Genomic DNA, 18787 nt, shown 5'->3' on the forward strand with positions numbered 1-18787 from the left:
TGCCGCATTGCGGAGAAGATCAGAGCTATCTTCAGCTTGTGATGCTGCACATACGTTGCTTCTTCCATTACCTCGCACATCAGGATTATATCCTGCGTGGGATCAGCACCATCGAGGCTCGACATTTCCAGCGTAAGCTGATCGCCTAGTATGAAAATCAAATTTCTGGCAGCGCTCATGATGGCATTCTCTGCTAAAAGACATTCGCGCTTATTACGCATTGAAAGGTCTGATGGATCGCTGGGAGATCTTTACACAAGCAACGGGACTTTAGGGGACAGGGCACGACTTATCGTCTCATCCTCGATGTCTTGCCCGCCAATGACTCAATGCGTAAATCGAAGATTGCTCAACGCCAGGTGATTGTGGCAAAGCCAGCAAAGTCGTTCACATGGGTTGGCGAGCGTTGTAGAAAGAGCCTCGCAGCCGCCCGCGTCACCCACACTTCGGTTTCGATATCGGTTAAGCCGGAAATACCAATACGGTGCAGATTGATCCAGTCTCCGCATTGCAGTTGGGCAGACATGAAGCGTACGTCACGAACGCCATCACATGACATGCGAACTCGCGCCAGATCTACCGGAGTCATTGAGGCCGTCGAAGTGCAAGGAAAGAACGGACCACTATCCCGACGTTCTTGATGATCCCGTGTACATATTCGCGTCTTTGCCCGAATGGAAAACGCTCGCGATACGCTGCAGGAGCTGCGACCGGGTTGCGCCTGTCAACCGCTGAGAGATGGCCCGAAAACACGGAAAACAGTGTGTCATCACTATGTTGCTTCCCGAGTTACGATGCGAATGTGGCGTGAGAGGCAACAGCGAATGGCTCATTGGTAAAATGCCTCGTTGACCTAAGAGATAGTTAGGTCGCAGCGGGCCAGTCGTTGGCTGGTTCATCGACCAGGCTATCGTCGTCCGCGGGCTCTGGATCTTGCTGGTAGGCTTTATGCAGATTTCCTATCTCTTCGCTGACCGCCCTGAGAACTTCCTTTTGGTCGACGCCTTCCGTAACGAACCTGTCGACCAAATCTTCGAGTTTGAGCCGGAGTTCATCTCGCCATTGCGCTGTCATCTCTTTCTCCTTGTGATGGGTTTTTCTGCAAGTTCAATTCTGACAGGAGCATGATCACTCGTGGTCCCACCCGCGGACATGCTTGTCCACTTCTGCCTCCACTAACCGTTCGGCAAGATCGGGGCTGAGAAGGAAATGATCCAGACGGAGCCCGGCATTTCTGGCATAGGCATTCCGAAAGTAATCCCAGAAAGTGTAAATTGTTTCATCGGGGTGAAGTTCACGGATGGCATCCGTCCATCCTTGAGCAATCAGCTCGCGAAATGCATCTCTGACCTCAATGCGGAAGAGTGCATCGTTCTTCCATCTGTCTGGCTTATATACGTCGAGCTCGGTCGGCATAACGTTGTAGTCGCCGGCGAGAATGACGGGTACCTCAAGTTCGAGAAGCCCCGCCGCATAATCCCGCAAACGTTGAAACCAGCGGAGCTTGTATTCGAACTTCGGGCCAGGATAGGGATTACCGTTCGGAAGATAGAGACCGCCGATTACGATGCCATCTACTATAGCCTCAATGTAGCGGCTCTGTTCATCCTCTGGTTCCCCAGGTAGCCCCTTACGGGTGAGTAATGGCATCTGTCCTCTAGCGAGTATCGCGACACCGTTCCATGACTTCTGACCATGCCAAACCGCGCCGTACCCAGCCTTTCCGATTGCGTCTTCGGGAAACCGGATGTCAGGTGCTTTCAGTTCCTGAAGTATGGCAATATCGGGCTGCGCCTCTTCGAGCCATTTCAGCAAAACCTCAAGGCGGCCGTTTACGCCATTGACATTGTAGGTCGCGACTATCACTTCGACTTGCGGTCGCCCTTGTCTCCTTCCCCCGGTTTTGCATCGTGTTTGGCGTCATGCCGCTTGTCTGCTGAGAGAGACCTGCCCACATCAACGGATTCTTTGAAGCGGCCGTCCTCATCTCGGCGGACGTAACGCTTGTCGGTTCCCGTATCAATCAGTTCGCGCTTGCTCATGGTATTCTCCTTCGTTAGCGATACCTCACTAACTAGCAACCTCATGAAAAAGATGCATCAACGGTTGATGGCGTCAGTCAATTGGAAGCGTAAAACGACAATAAGGTTTGGCGCCCGTTTGGAAAAAGGGCCGCCCATTGGCGACCCTGCACGAAATCCAAAACACGAGTGAAGGTGAGGGGCGGTCAGTGGTGCGTCTCTACGACACTGTCGTCATCATCGAAATTACCGTTACTGAGAGCATCATAGGAATTGACGCTTTCTCCACCGCCGCGAGTACCAAATGCAGTTAATTGCACCATCACGGCGCGAGCCCGCTCGACAACATTGATCTCGTCAAGATCGTTGTCACCAGCGACTTTGACGATCACTTCATCGCCATCATCTCCAATGAATTCGATCTTCCAGCCATCATTTGAGTGTTCAATGTGTGTTTCAGTCAAATGCATATCAGCCAGCCTTTCTTCCGCCGTTAAGCTCTTTGGCCAACGACTTCTTCAGTGCATCCATAATGTTGACGACGTTGTTAGGTTCCGCGGGGGCACTCCCTTTTCGACCGCCGTTCCTTGGTTTCAGTGATTTCTTTTTCGTCGCAATCAGTTGCAGCAGCGTTTCCTGAACAGGGTCGCTCACCATCTCACGCGACCACTTCTCGGTTTTTTGCTTGATGAGTTGCTGCATCAGTGGGATTAGTTCAGGGTCAGAATCGTCCTCGATATTCTCGAAGTATTCTTTCTCAGGCCTGACCTCATCACCGAAACGAAGAGTCCAGAGTACGATGCCATCGTCGCGAGGTTCCTGCACCACGGCTCGCTCACGGCGGCTCCTGACGGGTTTCGAAACACCAACGACTTAGTCAGATTTCATGGCATCGCGGATAACGGCGAATGCCTCGTTGCCAACTGAGCTTTCAGGCATCAGATAATGCGGTTTTTCGAGATAAACCCATTCGATGCTATCGGCTGGTACGAACTTCTCAACGTCGATGGTTTTCACCGTGTCGAGCTCGACAGCATCGAGATCATCGCCCGTAAGGATGACGTAGTCGTCTTCTCCCCGCGCGTAACCGCGAACATCGTCGCCCTCTTTCACCCACCTACCCGTCACGGAGTCGATGTACTGGGAAATGACACGGTTGCCGGTTTCGGAGTTTAAAGTGTGAAAGCGAACCTTGTCACTCTCCGACGTAGCCGGTGACACCGTAACAGGGCAGGTCACAAAGCGGAGTTTAAGATAACCGCGCCAATAAGGTCTAGGCATGATCAACCAGCCTTTCTGCGTGCCGAGGACGATGACGAACTTTTAGCGGCCCCTCGGGCTGCGGGTTTTCTAGCCGTTGTCCTGTTGGCGTTGGCCGCAGCGCGTTTCGGTTTCGCTTCACCACCTTTCGACATGACAGCACTTTGACGAAGCGCTTCCAGCAGGTCATTCGGTTTTGAAACCTCGACGGCCTTTCGCCTGGGAAGCGCCTTACAGGAGACCTTCGCTTCAACGAGTTCAGTGAGGGCAGCTTCGTAGCGATCATCGAATGTCGCCGGATCGAATGTGCCTTTCTTGGTTGAGATGATATGTCGGGCGAGATCAAACATTTCGGCCTCAAGCTTAATCTTCGGCATTTCCTCGAATGCTTTCTTCGAAGACTGAACCTGGTAGTCATAGTTCAATGTGGTGACGCCGCTGTGTAGAGCGCGATCCCACAACTCACTTCACCAACCTTCAAGAAGCCTTTCCACTGTGCTCGATGCGCGGCCACACGAGATACTCCGAGTGACGCTTGACAGCGAATCAACCGTCACGCACCCGGTTCGTTCCGATCGAGAACGAAACGGTCCTCCCTTGTTCCAAACAACTCGGGCGATCGTGGAAGCTCGCCTGGGGGAAAGGTCGTTGATGGTGGTTTGGCAATCTCGGAAAAGGTCTCCTGAAAGCAAACATGTAATGAAGCGTCGGCAATTTCGACCTGGCTCTTGGACGCGCTGATAGCTTCGGATGGCGGTTTCTCCCTCCAGCGGAACCAAGCATTTCGACAATGGACAGGGCAATATCCCCAAATTGAAACTTTCTGAACGAAGTTCAGAGTCAAACGTTCTTTAATCTGTCAGATAAAGGCGAGAATCCGCTGACGAATCGGCAAAGCTATTAGCAGCAGGATCACACACATGCGTCGCGCTTCTGTCATTGATTCAAGGATTTCTGGGAAGCTTGCAAGCGGAGCGATGCCCATCACTGCCACAGTCGTTGGGCTTGTTCTTTGCGTCGCAATATTCCTATCGGTTTGGATAGCCTCAGAAGACTCGGAGGCAGATCAGGCTTTCCGAGTAACCGTTGCATACCAGAACGGTGTCGCTGATCTGATGTCATCCATTCAAGACGCGGAGATAGGGCAACGAGGGTATCTTCTTACGGGTGATGAACTCTATTTAAATCCTTACAACGTCGCTATGGCGTCGTTGGACAACATCATCGACAAACTCGCAGAGGTAGATAGCACCCCTGTGCAGACATCAAATATCGCAGCGCTCCGAAGTCTCGTTGCGCAGAAGAAATCTGAGCTCCAGCAAAGCGTCGAGCTTCGTCGCTTGGACGAGGCAGCATCGATTGCACTCATGAGGTCCGGTCAGGGTAAAATCCTGATGGATGGCATACGGGCTGTCATCCTCCAAATGAAAGAAGATGGTGTCGCGCAGTTAGCCACGCGGCTGGAAGCGGTCGCTCTCGGAAAGAGGCGAATGCAAATCCTGCTCGTACTATTCGCAACTCTCGCAGGGGGCTTGAGTATCCTTGTGGTGCGCGCGACGGTCACGCGCGCAAAAGCGGCCGAGAAGACGAGAGATGAGCTTCTGGGGCACGCCGATCGACGCCTGATGGCCGTCATGGCGGCGGACTTGGTCGGCTACAGCAGAATGATGGAAATTGACGAAGCAGACACACTCAATCGGCTCAAGTCGGCCAGACACGGCATTGATGCGATCATTGAGGACTACAGTGGCGTCATCATCACGACTGCCGGAGACAGCATCGTAGCGGCTTTTTCGAGTGCCCTGTCAGCAATCGATTGCGCTATTGAAATCCAAAAGCATTTGGGAATTCAAAACATCGACAGATCAGAAAATGATCAGCTTTGGTTCAGAATCGGGATGAATGTTGGCGACGTGATTATCGACAATGGGGATATTTTTGGCGACACGGTTAACATAGCTGCGCGGTTGGAAAGCATTTCAGAGCCTGGTGGAATATGCGTTTCACGATCAGTGAGAGATCATGTCAGAAAGCACCGAAAGCTAAAGTTTGAGGATGCGGGATTTCAACGGGTAAAGAACATTTCCAAACCCATCAGCACCTTCAGAGTCTACGCTGAAGATTGATGTCCTTTTCCTTCCGTACAACCTTGCAAGGTCGGCCACTTTGTATAGTATCGAGTGCGAAGCCGGACAGGTGGGGCGCTCGTCTGCCGTTTCGTTGGCCATCGCGAGAAACCGGAGAAACCGCGATGTTCACCATCCCTGTCGCGTCCGGTTGACACGGCCCGCGCTCTGTAGGTGAACTCAATCAGTTGCAGTTTGTTCCGAAGTGATCGGTACCCAAGGGCCTGTGTTCGATTAAGGCCGTACGGTTACGATCTGAGCGTGCTTTGGTTTGCGAACCTGAGATGGTCCTTACCTCTGAGGGGAAGGTTCACCCTTGCGTGCGCAGACAGCCGAAAAACGTAAGCTGCTGTTTCAGACAATTCTTGGGCTTTCCCCTATGGCATCTAACGCCTAATTTAGGAGCTTGGTAGAATGTACTCAAATGCATCAAAAGCCCGGTTGCTGACCAATCTTTCAAACGCTACGCGGCTTGAAATGCTCTCGCTCATGACTAAACGAGAAGTGTCTGTTGGTGAGCTTTGTTCAAAATTGACCATAAGCCAGTCTGCTGTATCCCAGCACCTGGCAAAACTGAGGTCTGACGGTTTGGTCAGCACACGCCGTAAATCTCAAATTGTCTACTACACCTGCACAAACGTAGGAGTGCACCGTGTTTTGAATTTGCTTGACGAAATTTTCAGTCCGGAATTTGCGGCTAAGAACATGTATGTATTTAAAGACACCACTACGAAAGTTGAAGCAAAACTCGACAGTCGGCACTTGGCTCGCGACCGATAACAGGCCAGTTTGCGATAATCAGTTCTTCGCGGATCTTGCCGCTGACCAGACGGCGTAATTCCTTTGCGTTGTTACCGGATTGAACACATAAAGCCGTCTCGATGGCAAGTTGCGGATGCGCAGAACGACGCAATAGTCGATTATGGCACTGGTCCAGGAAACCAAACCCTCGCAGTAATCGGCGTATTGTGATCTGACGGCCCGCAAGAGTAACATGAGAGCCAAGGTGGACTGAAGCAACGAACCGGGCAAGTTGCTGCACATCATCATCCCGACCTAGATCAACGGGTTTGCACCCCCTCTCGAAGGGACTACTGCGCGGTAAAGAAAGTAAGAAGCACCTTGCCCTTATCACCAATAAGGCAAACAAAGCGGTCCGGCTTTCCAGTCTGACCACCGCGAGCGATGTATGCATCGCCCATAATGACAGTCTTCACAGCAACGTCTTCAACTTTCGTGTCGGCCGCGCTAACTGCGAGCGTTTCCATATCTAAAACAAGGTCTGTTATCTCGGGCGCTCTCTGTTTGAGCGCAATGAGCCCTGTGGACTGGCAGGCTTGCACGGCAGCGTCATTGCTCGTCTGTGCGTAGCTTGTTAACGCGGTCATGCTGACGACGCTATAGACTGTGAGAGCTAGAATAATCTTCAAAGTGATAACCCCAAACCACAAAACTGTATGTGGTCACAAGTCATTGGTCCGTTGTTGGTTCCCTAACCAATTGAACTTTACAGCGATACGCAAATTTGGAGAGCGGTGTAGTTGGGAAGCAATTAATACCGCCAGCCCTATCTCGCCCTATGCCTGCTCGATATCGGTTTTTGTAAAGTCATCGCCTTTGAACAGCAGTGGCAAACGATATTCCTTTGCCATCGCGTAAACAAAGCAGTCGCCCATGTTCAATCGGGCAGGGCTGGCAACGACCTTCCCGTATTCACGGTTTGCCGCCAGCGCCTTGCGGTGGGTGGTTCCACTGATGGAAATGTCACGCGCATTGATGAGGGACAGAAACTGTTCAACAGCTTCCTGCGCATCGTCCAAAAACTCTTTCGGGATGGGCTTATTACTACCGATCCTGTCTTCCGTGTATACGCGCGCAAGACTGACAACTGCTTCATACGCAGTGAGCGACGAGTACATAATCGGCTTATTGGTCATCTCGATTTTTGCCAAGAGGTAGCCGCTGTCGTCCTCGTTTGCCAGGATCGAGATTATAGCTGAAGCATCCAGATACATTACATGTCCCACAAGTCGTCAGAGATTTTCTTCAAATCAATAGGTTTCGGGTTTGGCCCACGCTTTGCGGCGACGGCATCCTGAAGCTCGCGCACGCGATCCCGCAAAGGCACGGTTTGTTGCGCACGCTGCAATTCATGCAGCAGCGCCTGGCGAACAGCATCCGTCTTGCTCTTGGCGTTGGTAGCCTTCATCACAGCTACAGCCAGATCATATACTGCTTCGTCTTTGATATAGAGTTGGCCCATCTCAAAACCCTCTTATTGGATATCCTCCTTTATATCACAAGGATATCCAATCTACAACAAAAAACACTAGAACAACCGAATTTGTCCTGTTTTTTCAACGGCATAATCCTGTGTTGGTAGGTCGTTGGTTTTGACGGACGGAAGCGACACAGGCGCAGAAACCGACGAACAACGCTCTTTCATCTTATCGATCTGGTCCCACAGCCTAAACCTTGCATCCCATTGATCAAGGACATGCGCCGGGGTTTTCCATTCATCGCGAAACTCAAGTGAAAGCGTGTTGCCCTCAAGGATCACAGCCGGAATATGGAGAAGGGCAAACTGAATATAGGCCATGTGAACAGCACGGCGATCAATATCAATTGCGGTCACATGCAAGCACTGCTGATAGTTATGGCCTGCGTCTTTCATGGCCTCGGCCAGCGCAATAACCATCGCTCCAGAACCGCAAGCCGGTTCCTGCGCGCGGATATAACCCCGGCCTTTCATGACGGCTGCAATATCGTCACCTGATCCTATGTTGATCTTCGCCATCATTTCGCAAATGGAGTAGGGCGTAAAAAACTGACCTCGGGCGGTGTTGTGCAACTCCAGCGCATGAAACACTTGCCCCAGGATATCCGTTGGCTTTTCTTCCAACGCCTTCACGACCGCGCCAAGGATCTCGGGAAACACCTTTAATGTTGCCGGGTCATACCAGCGCACCACTTCCAGATATTGGTTCTCGCGCTCATCGCGCTTTGGCAGATCGGCGGCATTGCTCAACGAGATCGCCGCGCACTGGCACCAGTCAGAAAACACCGTGTAAAGATCGTGCTTGTACCGGCACTTTTCGAATAGCTTGACGATGGTGGCCACATAAGAACTGGACATAGGAATACCCATAGGAAAACGCGCGACTGAACCTTTGAGCGTTTAGGCGGGATGGATTGTCATTGATGGCGGGACGAGGAGGCGGGTTAGTAATCGCTGTCGTAATATTGCGGGCGCTTCTCCAGCTCCTGCGCGATAAACTCGACCGCGAACAGCGGGAACTTTGCCGTCATGCGTCGTTCAAGGGTCTTGCGACGCACCCTTGCTCTCGCTTCCTTGCGCCAGCGTCGAATAGGCCGCTGCGTCACCAGTTCCCACGTCACGGCATAACCACAACCCGGCGACCAAAGATCGAGGATTTCTTGAGGGCACTTTTCACCCCGCGTCACGAGTACCGCATGCAAAACACGTGGTCCCGGTGGCTGTGTATGGGGATTTCTCCAGGCCAGTGAGTAGCGGACCATTTCTGGTGTCGGACTAGATTTCATAGGTACGATCGCCATTTGGCAGATCACAGGCGATGTCGATGTGCATGTTCTGACCTCAAAATCGGTATACCGATCCTTCAGCCACTTCGCCGCGACCCTAAAATCAGGGTGGCTGAAGACATCCTGCTCACCCTGATATCCTGCATTTTCGACCACAACATATTTCAAAGAAGGCTCAGGGCTCACGAAACACTCCTATTTTCCCCGTTGGCGCTCCCTCTCAAATTTGATTGGGAATACGTATGTATTACCGGGCAAAGGGGGAGGGCGAAGCCAGCCCACTGGCGGATGGATCCGGCGTGACAGCGCGCAGCGCGCTTGCCCCTTGATCGCCGGAACGATCCGATTGCAGGGGAAACCAGACAAACAGATGAATGTGCGCCGCAACCGCGATTTATCGCGTGCGGGCGCGCGCTACTTTCTTCTGTCGTGCCGACTGACCACTCTAAGTCATGCAATGACACACCTTGGATCAACCGCCTTGGCGAGGTTTAAGAAAGACTTTGCAAAGCGGCTGGCCTTCAGGCGGGATTTCGGGAATTCTCGACACGCCAGGGTCGGAAAAGCGTCGCCGCAGGAGCCTCAGCGTAGTGGCCGCGCCGCGGGAGGCGGGACCGACTACGCCCGGATCATGGCGTGCGACTTGAACAAGGGTTCCGCACTGACGAAAGCTTCCAGCCAATCAGTCAATCTGTTGATATCGTCAGATTGCGCCACTCGCTCATGCGAAGTCTCCTGAGCGCAGACCTTAAAGCGCTATTTGGTGGTCCGTTTTTTTACGCGCGCTCGGTGCAACGGACTCAAAAGGGAGACAATGCTATGGTTGATCAGCAGGTAATCAACCGGTGGCGCCTCGCGCCAAGGCTCAATGCCTTCACGGAGTTTTTCGAACGGACTGCGAGCGGTCTGGAAATAGCCTTCGCCCAGGACGTGCCTGCTTGCCTTATGGGCTTGAAACGATCACAACCAGCCAAGATGCGTCATCGCGCTACGCTTGTCATGGTTTATGTGCGCCAGTCCTTGCGGGGATCAGGACTTGCGTCCGCCCGTTGCAAGCGGTCGAGGCTTACGCTCGGACAGAGGATATCTCGCAGATCGAGCTGGTAGTCCGCGAGGATAACGGACCGGCACGGCGCTTTTATCGTAAAAGAGGTTTTGCTGAGGTCGGTTTTATCCCGGATGGTTTTCGAGAAGATGATAATAGGTTTCATGAGATCCTGATGACCAGATCGCTTGAGCAACCGCAATAATGGATGTCGATTGCCATAAGACGCCGTAGGTGGCAGATGTCGCTCCCAAGAGCAGCACTTTGTGTCAAACTGCGCGCATTTGTGATTTTGGAAAAACACCGCTAGCCACGATCTGGGCTTGAAGCGGCCCGGTAGTTTGTAGGCGTATCACCGAAGGCGCGACGAAACTCGCGAGAAAAATGCGCAGTGTCGGCAAAGCCGGTAATGTTTGCTATCTCCATAACAGAGAGCGAGCCGCCTGAAAGAAGGTATCGCCCGTAGTTCAACCGCATATTCCGAAACGTTTGCCCAATCGTCTGCCCCAAATTGGCGCGGAATAATCTTTCCAGCTGGCGGCTTGAGATCGCGCAATAGCGTGCAATTGCTGGGCCGTTGGGCGGTTGATCGAGCTGTTGCTCCATGAAGTAGAGAGCTTTGCGCACACGGCTATCCGTTCCATCGGGTGGCATCTGGAAAAAGTGTGCTTGCGGGACACTGGCCGGGCGCATCGATGTGAGCATCATGTGTCGCATCACCTGCTGGGCGCGTTCACGACCACAATGTCGAACGATAAGATAAAGGGCGAGATCGATCGCAGCAGTAGAGCCCGCGCAAGTTATTACGTCGCCTTCGTCCGCGAAAATTCGGTCGAGCGATATCTGCGCACGCGGAAAGCGGCTCTTGAACGCTTCAAGAACATTCCAGTGAATACAGTAGCGACGTGACGCGACCAATCCCGCCCGTGCCAGAGCGAAACTCCCCGTACAGATACCGAGCAGTCCGACACCTTGTGCATGGGCAGAATGGATAAAACTCATCAAGGCAGGGGTAGGTCTGTCATCATCAAAACTGTTACCGCCACAGACAGCAACATAATCGAACCCTGCTCCATCGCGTGGGATCGGCAAGGTGGCAATTGCCACGCCACAACTGGCATGAACTGCACCTCCAGCCAGTGAATAGACCTCCCAGCCGACGCGGATCTGCCGACTTTTGGCGGCATCATCGGCTGCGAGCCGCAGTGCGTCAATGAACCCGGAAAACGCTGCCAGCGTGAATTTGTTCTGCAATATGAACGCTATGCGCAGTTCGAAACTGTTTTCCTGAACTTTCATCATGGCTGATCCAACTCGTCAATTCGTCGGTTATGTTCAATCATGTGTCCGGATTATTCAACAGGTATGTTGAGGTCTTTGCTATGGTCGTGGCTGGACAACGATCCCAAGCGCACAACGCGTTACCCCAGAGACGGAGCTATCAGATGAAGAAGAGCATTTTTCTCGGCACGGTCGCCAGCATCGCATTCATTTCGCAGGTTGGAGTTGCGCAGACGGCGCCGCAGTCGATTACGGTTGCCTATTACGGTGGCAACTGGGGAGAGGCTTTCGATGCCTGTGTTGCGAAACCTTTCACCAAGGCAACCGGGATCCAGGTCATCGCGGAGATTGGAAACTCGACCACGACACTGTCCAAGCTCCAACAGCAGACGGGCGACACTGTCATTGATGTTGCTTACATGGATGGTGGCGTCAGCGAGATCGCCAAGGCAGCAGGTGTTCTTGCGCCAATCGAACTGGCCAAGCTTGCCAATGCCGGTGCACTTCAACCTGAGGCAGCGTACAAGAGCGGTGATCATGTCTTTGCCGTCAGCGCCGGTTATTACTCACTAGGCCCAATCTACAATACTTCCGAGGTGACTGAGGCACCCCAAAGCTGGGAAGAGTTGTGGAATCCAGACTATGCGGGCGCGGTGGCCATTCCCTCACCTAACAATTCTGCCGGCGTACCGTTCGTAATTTTCCTTGCTGGTGCTTTCGGTGACTCGACCGAAACACTCGATGCGACCTTCTCGAAGCTTAAATCGTTGGACTCGGGACTTCTCTACGATACGTCAGGCGCAGCATCGAACGCTTTTCAGAGCAATGAGGTCGTCATCGGCGCTCATTTCAATGTCGGTGCATGGGATCTGATCGACGCCGGCTTGCCGATCGGCTTCACCGTTCCCAGGGAAGGGGTGTGGGCGACTGATGCACGAATGCATATCGTCAAGGGCACAAAGAATGAAGAGGCTGCGCAGAAGTTCATCGACACGGCTCTGACAAGCGAAGCCGCAACCTGCCTGGCGGAAAAACTCTATCTTGGTCCAGCCATTACAGGTGTGACGCTGTCTGATGATGTCGAGCGCAAGCTGCCATGGGGCACCGGCGGATCGATCAAGAACCTGCGGCTTTTCGATTGGACTGAAGTCAATGCCAAGCGACCTGCCATCACTGATCGCTGGAACCGCGAAATAGCGAACTGATCCAATGACGCTGCTCGCAATTACAGACATCACCAAGTCCTTTGGTCATCATCGTGCGCTCGATCACGTGTCGCTGGACGTGACTCAGGGCGAGTTCATCTCTCTGCTTGGGCCATCGGGTTGTGGAAAGACGACGCTTCTGCGGATCATCGGAGGTTTCATGTCCGCAAACGCCGGGCGTGTCATGATTGACGGAGAAGACGTGACGGGGCTTCCGCCTGAACGGCGACCACTAAACACGGTTTTCCAGAACTACGCACTGTTTCCTCACATGACGGTTTTACAAAACGTTGCCTATGGCCCGCTACGCGGCGGCTCGTCGCGCAAGGAGGCGGAAGTCCGCGCGCTGGAAGCTCTTGATATGGTCGGGCTCGCGGCAATGGCGCCCCGCAGCCCGCGCGCGATGTCTGGAGGACAACAACAGCGTGTGGCGCTCGCACGTGCCATCGTCAACAAACCCAAACTGTTGCTTCTGGACGAGCCATTGTCAGCGCTGGATCTGCAGCTTCGCAAACGCATGCAGATCGAGTTGAAACAGTTGCAGGTCCAGTTGGGTATCACGTTTATCTTCGTGACCCATGATCAGGACGAAGCCATGGCGATGTCAGATCGTATCGCTGTGATGTCGTCAGGCAGTATCGAGCAGATCGACACACCTGAGACAATATATCGCCAGCCAAAGACACGCTTCGTGGCTGATTTTATCGGTGAAGCCACCGTTCTGCCCATGAGTTCCAACGGTCGCTCATTTGCCGAGGGACAGTCAGAGGGCATTCTTCGCCCGGAAAATCTACGTGTATTCCGGCAGCTGGACGATGTGCCGGCCGGCTGGCTGTCACTGCCCGGGCGTGTCACAGCGACCACCTATGTTGGCGGCACGTCCAACATTTACATGCAGTGGGGTGCACGCACACTGCACGCCCGCCAATACCGTGCGTTACCGAAGGCGCCGAGGTTATCGCGGCTTTCGATCCCTCAGACCTTCATATTCTGGAGGGCTAGGGCGATGTTTACCTCTCGCCTGACCCTTTGTTGGCTGCTGGCACTGCCGGTCTGTGTGTTCACGGCATTTTTCCTGATGCCACTCGGCGTGGTACTCGTTGCCTCACTGACCGCTCCGGATGGCCAGTTCGGTTTTGCTCAATATGGCCGGATCCTTATGGATGGCTACCATTGGCAGGTGATTGGCGTCACCTTCCGGCTCGCTATACTGTCGACATTGATCTGCGCAGTCCTCGGCTACCCGCTTGCCTGGTACCTCGTGCGTATCGTCAAGTGGCGCAGTTGGCGCCGGGCCTGTGTGATCCTGCTGATCCTTCCACTTTTTACCTCAAACATTGTCCGGTCGTTCGGCTGGATGGTTCTTCTGGGGCGTACAGGTCTCGTGAACGACGCGTTAATGGGCGCCGGTCTGATCGATCGTCCGATCCGTTTCCTAGGAACGGAAACGGGGATCTTGATCGGGCTGGTCTATATTTTGCTGCCGTTCATGGTTTTGACGATCGGAAACGCACTGGCGCGGGTCGAGCCTGCGTTGGAACACGCATCGCGCGATCTAGGTGCAGGTCCCGTGCGAACGTTCTTCAGTGTGACATTCCCGCTCACGATGCACGGCGTCATGGCTGGAGGGATCATCGTCTTTTCAATGGCAATAAGTGCCTATGTCACACCGGCGCTTCTGTCTGGAGGGAAGGTGACTGTCCTGGCGATGCTAGCTTTCCAGCAGTATTCGACGGTTTTTGACTTCAATTATGGTGGCGCGCTGTCGATCACGCTCCTGACTTTCACCATGGCCCTTATCGGCTTCTCGTCATGGTTGGCGCGTTACGGCGCGCGTGACGTGAAAGGAAACTGACATGATCATTCGACTTATCGCGCTGACCACGCTTGCCTATCTGGTGTTGCCGCTGGTCGTGGTGATCGGCGTCTCGCTGACCGAAACAAAGTTTCTGGCCTTTCCACCCCAGGGATTGACGCTGTCATGGTACGCGGTCGTGCTCGAAAACCCTACCTATGTGCGTTCATTCCTGACAAGTGCCGGTCTTGCCGGCGTGGCAACTCTGACTGCGATAGTGGTCGCACTGCCTGCCTCGATCGCAATGGCACGCTATTCCTTTCCCGGGAAGTCGGTGCTGTCAGCGGTGCTGCTGTCGCCGCTGGTCCTGCCACATATCGTCATCGGCGCGGCGTTGTTGCAGTATGGTGCTTCAATCGGGCTGATTCGCAATTTCCCGGCATTATTGGTCGGCCATGTCGTCATCATCACGCCGTTCGTGCTGCGCACGATACTGCCGCTGTTTTCACATGAGCAACTGTCGCTGGAGGAGGCATCGCGCGATCTTGGTGCTTCTGCATGGTCGACCTTCTTTCTCATCACGCTTCCGCAAATAAGAGCCGGGCTTGTCTCGGGTGGAATCTTTGCGTTCATCACCTCGTTCATCAATGTCGAGCTATCGATTTTCAATACAACGTCGACGCTGAATACCATCCCGGTACAGTTGTTCAATTACGTGCAGTATTCGGTCGACCCATCCATTGCGGCGGTCTCGTCGCTGACAATCTTGGCCGCAGCTATCGCGATCATTCTGATCGACTGGTTGATCGGTCTGGACTTCCTGTCTGGAAGTTAAACCCTTCCCATCCCCCAACATTCTCAGGAGACATAAAATGCGCGTTCAGGACGTGTACAACGTAATCTATACCCATACGGAAGGCGAACCGCTGTGCATCATCTATAGCGGCGTGCCCTATCCGGCTAACTCGAACATCCTCGAAAAGCGTGCTTTTCTCGAGGAAAACTACGACTGGCTGCGCAAGGCTTTGATGCGCGAACCGCGTGGACATGCGGACATGTTCGGCGTTTTTCTCACACCGCCATCATCTTCTGAATTCGATGCCGGGCTGATTTACATCGACGGCAAGGAATATTCGCACATGTGCGGTCACGGAACGATCGCGGTCGCCATGGCTATGGTCGCCAATGGCTTGGTGAGACGCTCTGCGGACGGGTTGACAAAGATCCGCTTCGAAACGACGGCTGGTCTGGTCGTTGCCGAGGTCGCACACGAGGGTGATCGCGTATTGTGGACCCGGTTCGAAAACGTTCCAGCCTACGTCGCCGAACAGAATATCGAGTTCGAATTGCCCGGCTACGGCGCCCTCAAGGCCGACCTTGTGTGGGGTGGTAACTACTTCGGCATCATCGACCTTCGCAATACCACACTGCGCATCGCGCCGGAGAACGGTTCCGAGCTTTCGCGTATGGGCCTGATAGCGCGAGAGGCGATCCGTGAGAAGGTCAAGGTGCAGCATCCCACGCAATCCCACATCAACAACCTGAACTTCGTTACCTTCTGGCACGAACCAACAATCGAGGGATGCCTTTACAAAAACGTGCACGTCTTCTCTACTGGCCAGCTGGACCGTTCACCCGGCGGAACAGGTACATCTGCGATGATGGCCTATTTCGAGAAACGTGGCGTCATTTCCCTCAACCAGACGATCACCTCCGAAGGTCTCCTCGGATCGGGTGTGTTCGAAGGCTGCCTGATCGGCGAAACGACGCTTGGTTCTGTGCGTGCCGTGCGTCCGACGGTCAAGGGCACGGCCGGAATGCTGGGCACCGCGGCCTGGACCATCAATCGTGACGATCCAGTCGATGCCGGCTTCATGGTTCTCTGAAGAAGCTTTCTGGCGGACGCACCACATTTTGTGCGTCCGCTGTCCCGCCATGGCAAAACAGTACCTTTGATCCCTGACCCAGCGAAATTAAGAAGTCAGCTTCAGCGCTGTTGGCTGACCATTCGTTGCGACGGGATGACACAATCTTGGATCGGAACCGCTGTGGCGTGATCCAAGACCAGAATGAAGAGTATCGGAGAAATCAGCATAGCGGCCGCCTTCAGGCGGGATTTCGGGAATTCTCGACACGCCAGGACCGGGAAAGCGTCGCCGCAGGAGCCCAACATAGTGGCCGCGCAGCGGAGGGCGGGACCGACTACGCCCGGATCGTGGTGTTCCACTTTGGCAGCAATAGGAAATTCCGCTTAGCGGCCTTATTCTATGATCGTTCACTGTTGCGCGACAAAAATCGGAAACGATCTGCTCTCCAAAGGCTCGTGGAAGCTTGTTCCAATTTTATGTCCTTGAGGCTGTCGTTTGCCGCGGGGCACTTCAAGCGGCGTGACCTGCCGAGTTGAGTAAGCCGTTGGCCGTCAGTTGCACGGCCAAACGAAGGAGAAACATGTGATGTGAGACAACGGGTGCTCCCGCCTTGCAAGAGGGTAATCCGGGTGTCACTTCGCCATAGAACTGTTGCAGAGCGTTGAGGGCCAACAGTGCGGTGGCGAAATTCGTGTTTCGTTTTTTCATTACAGCGAGTTTTTAACCGGTTTCTCCCTGTCGCTTTCATCGTCGCGCGATGCGTCCACGCTTCTGAAATTTCAGACTGTCACTGAGGTTTTGCCTTCGCAACAGGGTTTTGGCGTCGGCAACCTTTGTACGATTAAATAGCCACGGATGACATCACCAGTGGCAAATAGTGATGCGGCTGACGCATGAGGACGAGGTCTTTCCTGCGCACGACGTTTGTCGGATATGTCGGGCTTGTGCTTGAGGTATCTATTTCCGCGACCGCAAGGCCTCCCTCCTGCACGAGCGCCTCCTTGCGTGGGAATGCAAAGGTGTCGGGGCCAAATATGCCGCTGAGGCCTGCCGCCTGGTTTGCCACCGTCCTGGTATTGGAAAATGCTAAGTAACAGTTGTTTTCCCCTGCGCGCACCCGGTAGTGGTGCCAGTGCAATTGGTCTGCGCCATAGGGGATCGGCTCTGGTTGCCTGACCTTACTGCCCGGGTGGCCAAGATGGAATCCATCACTGATACTCGAGGGGCAGCAGATTAGGTCGCAACCCCTGAGCGCAAGGAGACGGCCAGTCTCGGGAAAAGCCGCATCGTGTCCGACCATGACGCCTACTCTTCCCAGTGGAAGATCGAAGACGCAGAATTCGTCGCCCGGTGTTGCCCAGGCGTGCTCATCCTGAGTGAGGTGGACTTGGCGGTAAGCGATGGCAGGAACATCAGGTCTGGCGATCATGACACTACAGAAGCGCTCGTTCTCCTGCGCCTCGGCAAAGCCGGCGATGATGGAGATGCCGAGCTGCTGCGAGAGTTTGCCGATCGTCTGCGCCGCAGGATGAGAGAGCGGGATTGCCGTTTGCGCAGGGTTGTCGAGCCCGGTCAAGGCAAAAGCCGGAAAGACGATGAGCTCTGACCCTTGAGCCTTGGCTTGTTTCGCCAGAGCCGACATCATGGAGAGATTGGCGTCGTGATCAGATGTCGGAGTGAACTCGCCGACGGCAATGCGGCTGCGACGCCCTTTTTCAATCGGTTGGTGTCCGTAGAGACAGAAGAATTCTCCCGGATTCCACGTATAGGTGTTCGTCATCAGCTCGCTGTAAAGCTCGGGACGACGCTGCAGCATAACGGGCTCGCCTGCGATCTGCCTCATGCGCGACCGTGCCGGATCAATCAAGCCGTAAGCAATGCCGTCACCGTCATCAACCACGTCAAGGATTTCGGTTTCAGGGCTAATGACGCAGCTGCCACCTGAGAACTGAACACCTCGTTCAAGTCCCCAGCGATTGCTCTCCATCAGGTAACAGCCGTTCTCATAAGCGCGGCTTATCCAATAGGGAGCAGGGGTCCGTTCGGCTAGCCAGTTCGAGATATGGCAGATCACGTCCGCACCACCGAGTGCCACCAATCGCGCCGTCTCCACAAAGTGGATGTCCATGCAGATGAGCATCGCTATGCGGCCAATCTTGGTTTCGAAAACCTGATGACCAAGATTACCGGATGCAGCCCATTTCGGCTCTGAAATATAGGGGTGCGTTTTTCGATGAACGCCTACCAAACCTTCCGGCCCGATGAGTGCCGCAGAATTGTAGTAGAGGTTGGTTTCCGCATCGACTTCGGGCAGGCCCAGAACAATGAAGCAGTCATATTTGTGCGCAAGTTCCGCAAAACGATCTGTGGTCGGCCCGGGGATTGTTTCCACAAGACCGGAAACTTCCTGGCGGTCGTACCAACAATAACCTGTTGTGCACATTTCCGGCGTGGTGATCAGCCTCGCACCATTGGTTGCCGCTTCCTCGACCAGTGCCAGCAGCGCTGAAACGTTGCGGTCCTTGTTACCAAAATCGGGTTCAAACTGGATTGCAGCGCCTTTGAAAGGGTCGGTCATGTCTTGCTCCATCGGGAAGATAGGGAGCCGCCCAAGATGGGCGA

At 54.0% G+C, this 18787-nt stretch carries 19 protein-coding genes and 3 pseudogenes; 7 read left to right on the forward strand and 15 right to left on the reverse strand.

Annotated elements, in window-relative coordinates; all coding sequences use genetic code 11:
• The 8 genes and pseudogenes from M2418_RS24350 to M2418_RS24385 form a co-directional block, all read right to left on the reverse strand.
• A partial coding sequence (locus tag M2418_RS24350) for a cryptochrome/photolyase family protein (RefSeq protein WP_405049479.1) occupies positions 1–221 on the reverse strand: 221 nt, incomplete at its 3' end.
• 128 nt (positions 222–349) lie between these two features.
• Positions 350–589: a hypothetical protein gene (locus M2418_RS24355; RefSeq protein WP_259149621.1), complete on the reverse strand. Its 240-nt coding sequence runs from the start codon at positions 587–589 to the stop codon at positions 350–352.
• Between the two features lie 275 nt (positions 590–864).
• Positions 865–1074: a hypothetical protein gene (locus M2418_RS24360; RefSeq protein ID WP_259149622.1), complete on the reverse strand. Its 210-nt coding sequence runs from the start codon at positions 1072–1074 to the stop codon at positions 865–867.
• A pseudogene (xth, locus tag M2418_RS24365) lies at positions 1071–1866 on the reverse strand (exodeoxyribonuclease III). Before xth ends, M2418_RS24360 begins: the two are co-directional and overlap by 4 nt.
• Positions 1863–2042 carry a hypothetical protein gene (locus tag M2418_RS24370; protein WP_250984805.1) on the reverse strand — a complete coding sequence of 60 codons (180 nt, stop codon included), beginning with the start codon at positions 2040–2042 and terminating at the stop codon, positions 1863–1865. The pseudogene xth and the gene M2418_RS24370 overlap by 4 nt, the downstream one beginning before the upstream one ends.
• A 185-nt stretch (positions 2043–2227) precedes the next feature.
• Positions 2228–2491, reverse strand: a complete 264-nt coding sequence (locus M2418_RS24375; RefSeq protein ID WP_250984804.1) for a hypothetical protein — start codon at positions 2489–2491, stop codon at positions 2228–2230.
• Between the two features lies 1 nt (position 2492).
• Positions 2493–3305: pseudogene (locus tag M2418_RS24380) on the reverse strand (Ku protein).
• Positions 3305–3712: pseudogene (locus M2418_RS24385) on the reverse strand (Ku protein); the annotation flags it as partial. The pseudogenes M2418_RS24380 and M2418_RS24385, both read right to left, overlap by 1 nt.
• 489 nt (positions 3713–4201) lie before the next feature.
• Here M2418_RS24385 and M2418_RS24390 point away from each other — a divergent pair.
• A complete protein-coding gene (locus M2418_RS24390) occupies positions 4202–5407 on the forward strand; it encodes a CHASE3 domain-containing protein (RefSeq protein WP_259149623.1) in 1206 nt (401 codons plus the stop codon).
• Between the two features lie 414 nt (positions 5408–5821).
• Positions 5822–6187, forward strand: coding sequence for a helix-turn-helix transcriptional regulator (locus M2418_RS24395; protein WP_259149624.1), 366 nt, complete (start codon positions 5822–5824; stop codon positions 6185–6187).
• Positions 6188–6498: 311 nt separating this feature from the next.
• On the opposite strand, the gene M2418_RS24405 is transcribed toward M2418_RS24395, so the two are convergent.
• From M2418_RS24405 to M2418_RS24425, 5 genes are all read right to left on the reverse strand, one after another.
• On the reverse strand, positions 6499–6837 hold the full coding sequence (locus M2418_RS24405; protein WP_259149626.1) for a hypothetical protein: 339 nt from the start codon (positions 6835–6837) through the stop codon (positions 6499–6501).
• Between the two features lie 147 nt (positions 6838–6984).
• Positions 6985–7422 (reverse strand): type II toxin-antitoxin system VapC family toxin, encoded by a 438-nt coding sequence (locus M2418_RS24410; protein WP_259149627.1) that lies wholly within the window; start codon positions 7420–7422, stop codon positions 6985–6987.
• Positions 7422–7670: a type II toxin-antitoxin system VapB family antitoxin gene (locus M2418_RS24415; RefSeq protein ID WP_259149628.1), complete on the reverse strand. Its 249-nt coding sequence runs from the start codon at positions 7668–7670 to the stop codon at positions 7422–7424. Before M2418_RS24415 ends, M2418_RS24410 begins: the two co-directional genes overlap by 1 nt.
• 66 nt (positions 7671–7736) lie before the next feature.
• Complete coding sequence (locus M2418_RS24420; RefSeq protein WP_259149629.1) at positions 7737–8543, reverse strand: N-6 DNA methylase; 807 nt, start codon at positions 8541–8543, stop codon at positions 7737–7739.
• Between the two features lie 86 nt (positions 8544–8629).
• Positions 8630–9157 (reverse strand): hypothetical protein, encoded by a 528-nt coding sequence (locus M2418_RS24425; protein WP_259149630.1) that lies wholly within the window; start codon positions 9155–9157, stop codon positions 8630–8632.
• Between the two features lie 659 nt (positions 9158–9816).
• Between M2418_RS24425 and M2418_RS25850 the strand changes: the two genes are divergently transcribed.
• A complete protein-coding gene (locus M2418_RS25850; protein ID WP_405049480.1) occupies positions 9817–10221 on the forward strand; it encodes a GNAT family N-acetyltransferase in 405 nt (134 codons plus the stop codon).
• Between the two features lie 101 nt (positions 10222–10322).
• Here the strand turns inward: M2418_RS25850 and M2418_RS24430 are convergent, their stop codons facing one another.
• Positions 10323–11318, reverse strand: coding sequence for a GlxA family transcriptional regulator (locus M2418_RS24430; RefSeq protein WP_259149631.1), 996 nt, complete (start codon positions 11316–11318; stop codon positions 10323–10325).
• 143 nt (positions 11319–11461) lie between these two features.
• On the opposite strand from M2418_RS24430, the gene M2418_RS24435 reads away from it, so the two are divergent.
• The 4 genes from M2418_RS24435 to M2418_RS24450 are packed head-to-tail and all read left to right on the forward strand — an operon-like array spanning position 11462 to position 16183.
• On the forward strand, positions 11462–12502 hold the full coding sequence (locus M2418_RS24435; protein ID WP_259149632.1) for an ABC transporter substrate-binding protein: 1041 nt from the start codon (positions 11462–11464) through the stop codon (positions 12500–12502).
• Between the two features lie 4 nt (positions 12503–12506).
• A complete protein-coding gene (locus M2418_RS24440; RefSeq protein ID WP_259149633.1) occupies positions 12507–14357 on the forward strand; it encodes an ATP-binding cassette domain-containing protein in 1851 nt (616 codons plus the stop codon).
• 1 nt (position 14358) lies between these two features.
• Positions 14359–15132, forward strand: coding sequence for an ABC transporter permease (locus M2418_RS24445; RefSeq protein ID WP_259149634.1), 774 nt, complete (start codon positions 14359–14361; stop codon positions 15130–15132).
• 37 nt (positions 15133–15169) lie between these two features.
• Positions 15170–16183: a proline racemase family protein gene (locus M2418_RS24450; RefSeq protein ID WP_259149636.1), complete on the forward strand. Its 1014-nt coding sequence runs from the start codon at positions 15170–15172 to the stop codon at positions 16181–16183.
• Between the two features lie 823 nt (positions 16184–17006).
• On the opposite strand, the gene M2418_RS24455 is transcribed toward M2418_RS24450, so the two are convergent.
• Positions 17007–18743 carry a nitrilase-related carbon-nitrogen hydrolase gene (locus M2418_RS24455; protein WP_259149637.1) on the reverse strand — a complete coding sequence of 579 codons (1737 nt, stop codon included), beginning with the start codon at positions 18741–18743 and terminating at the stop codon, positions 17007–17009.
• Positions 18744–18787 lie beyond the last annotated feature (44 nt).

The sequence above is a fragment of the Rhizobium sp. BIGb0125 genome (genome assembly GCF_024810055.1).
Classification (GTDB): domain Bacteria; phylum Pseudomonadota; class Alphaproteobacteria; order Rhizobiales; family Rhizobiaceae; genus Agrobacterium.

What these genes read in the sequence shown, in the direction of transcription:
- M2418_RS24420 (WP_259149629.1), bottom strand. Translation starts at nt 8,543, where the DNA reads ATGTCCAGTTCTTATGTGGCCACCATCGTCAAGCTATTCGAAAAGTGC.
- M2418_RS24395 (WP_259149624.1), top strand. Translation starts at nt 5,822, where the DNA reads ATGTACTCAAATGCATCAAAAGCCCGGTTGCTGACCAATCTTTCAAAC.
- M2418_RS24450 (WP_259149636.1), top strand. Translation starts at nt 15,170, where the DNA reads ATGCGCGTTCAGGACGTGTACAACGTAATCTATACCCATACGGAAGGC.
- M2418_RS24410 (WP_259149627.1), bottom strand. Translation starts at nt 7,422, where the DNA reads ATGTATCTGGATGCTTCAGCTATAATCTCGATCCTGGCAAACGAGGAC.
- M2418_RS24440 (WP_259149633.1), top strand. Translation starts at nt 12,507, where the DNA reads ATGACGCTGCTCGCAATTACAGACATCACCAAGTCCTTTGGTCATCAT.
- M2418_RS24430 (WP_259149631.1), bottom strand. Translation starts at nt 11,318, where the DNA reads ATGATGAAAGTTCAGGAAAACAGTTTCGAACTGCGCATAGCGTTCATA.
- M2418_RS24415 (WP_259149628.1), bottom strand. Translation starts at nt 7,670, where the DNA reads ATGGGCCAACTCTATATCAAAGACGAAGCAGTATATGATCTGGCTGTA.
- M2418_RS24445 (WP_259149634.1), top strand. Translation starts at nt 14,359, where the DNA reads ATGATCATTCGACTTATCGCGCTGACCACGCTTGCCTATCTGGTGTTG.
- M2418_RS24455 (WP_259149637.1), bottom strand. Translation starts at nt 18,743, where the DNA reads ATGACCGACCCTTTCAAAGGCGCTGCAATCCAGTTTGAACCCGATTTT.
- M2418_RS24390 (WP_259149623.1), top strand. Translation starts at nt 4,202, where the DNA reads ATGCGTCGCGCTTCTGTCATTGATTCAAGGATTTCTGGGAAGCTTGCA.
- M2418_RS24370 (WP_250984805.1), bottom strand. Translation starts at nt 2,042, where the DNA reads ATGAGCAAGCGCGAACTGATTGATACGGGAACCGACAAGCGTTACGTC.
- M2418_RS24375 (WP_250984804.1), bottom strand. Translation starts at nt 2,491, where the DNA reads ATGCATTTGACTGAAACACACATTGAACACTCAAATGATGGCTGGAAG.
- M2418_RS24355 (WP_259149621.1), bottom strand. Translation starts at nt 589, where the DNA reads ATGACTCCGGTAGATCTGGCGCGAGTTCGCATGTCATGTGATGGCGTT.
- M2418_RS24435 (WP_259149632.1), top strand. Translation starts at nt 11,462, where the DNA reads ATGAAGAAGAGCATTTTTCTCGGCACGGTCGCCAGCATCGCATTCATT.
- M2418_RS24360 (WP_259149622.1), bottom strand. Translation starts at nt 1,074, where the DNA reads ATGACAGCGCAATGGCGAGATGAACTCCGGCTCAAACTCGAAGATTTG.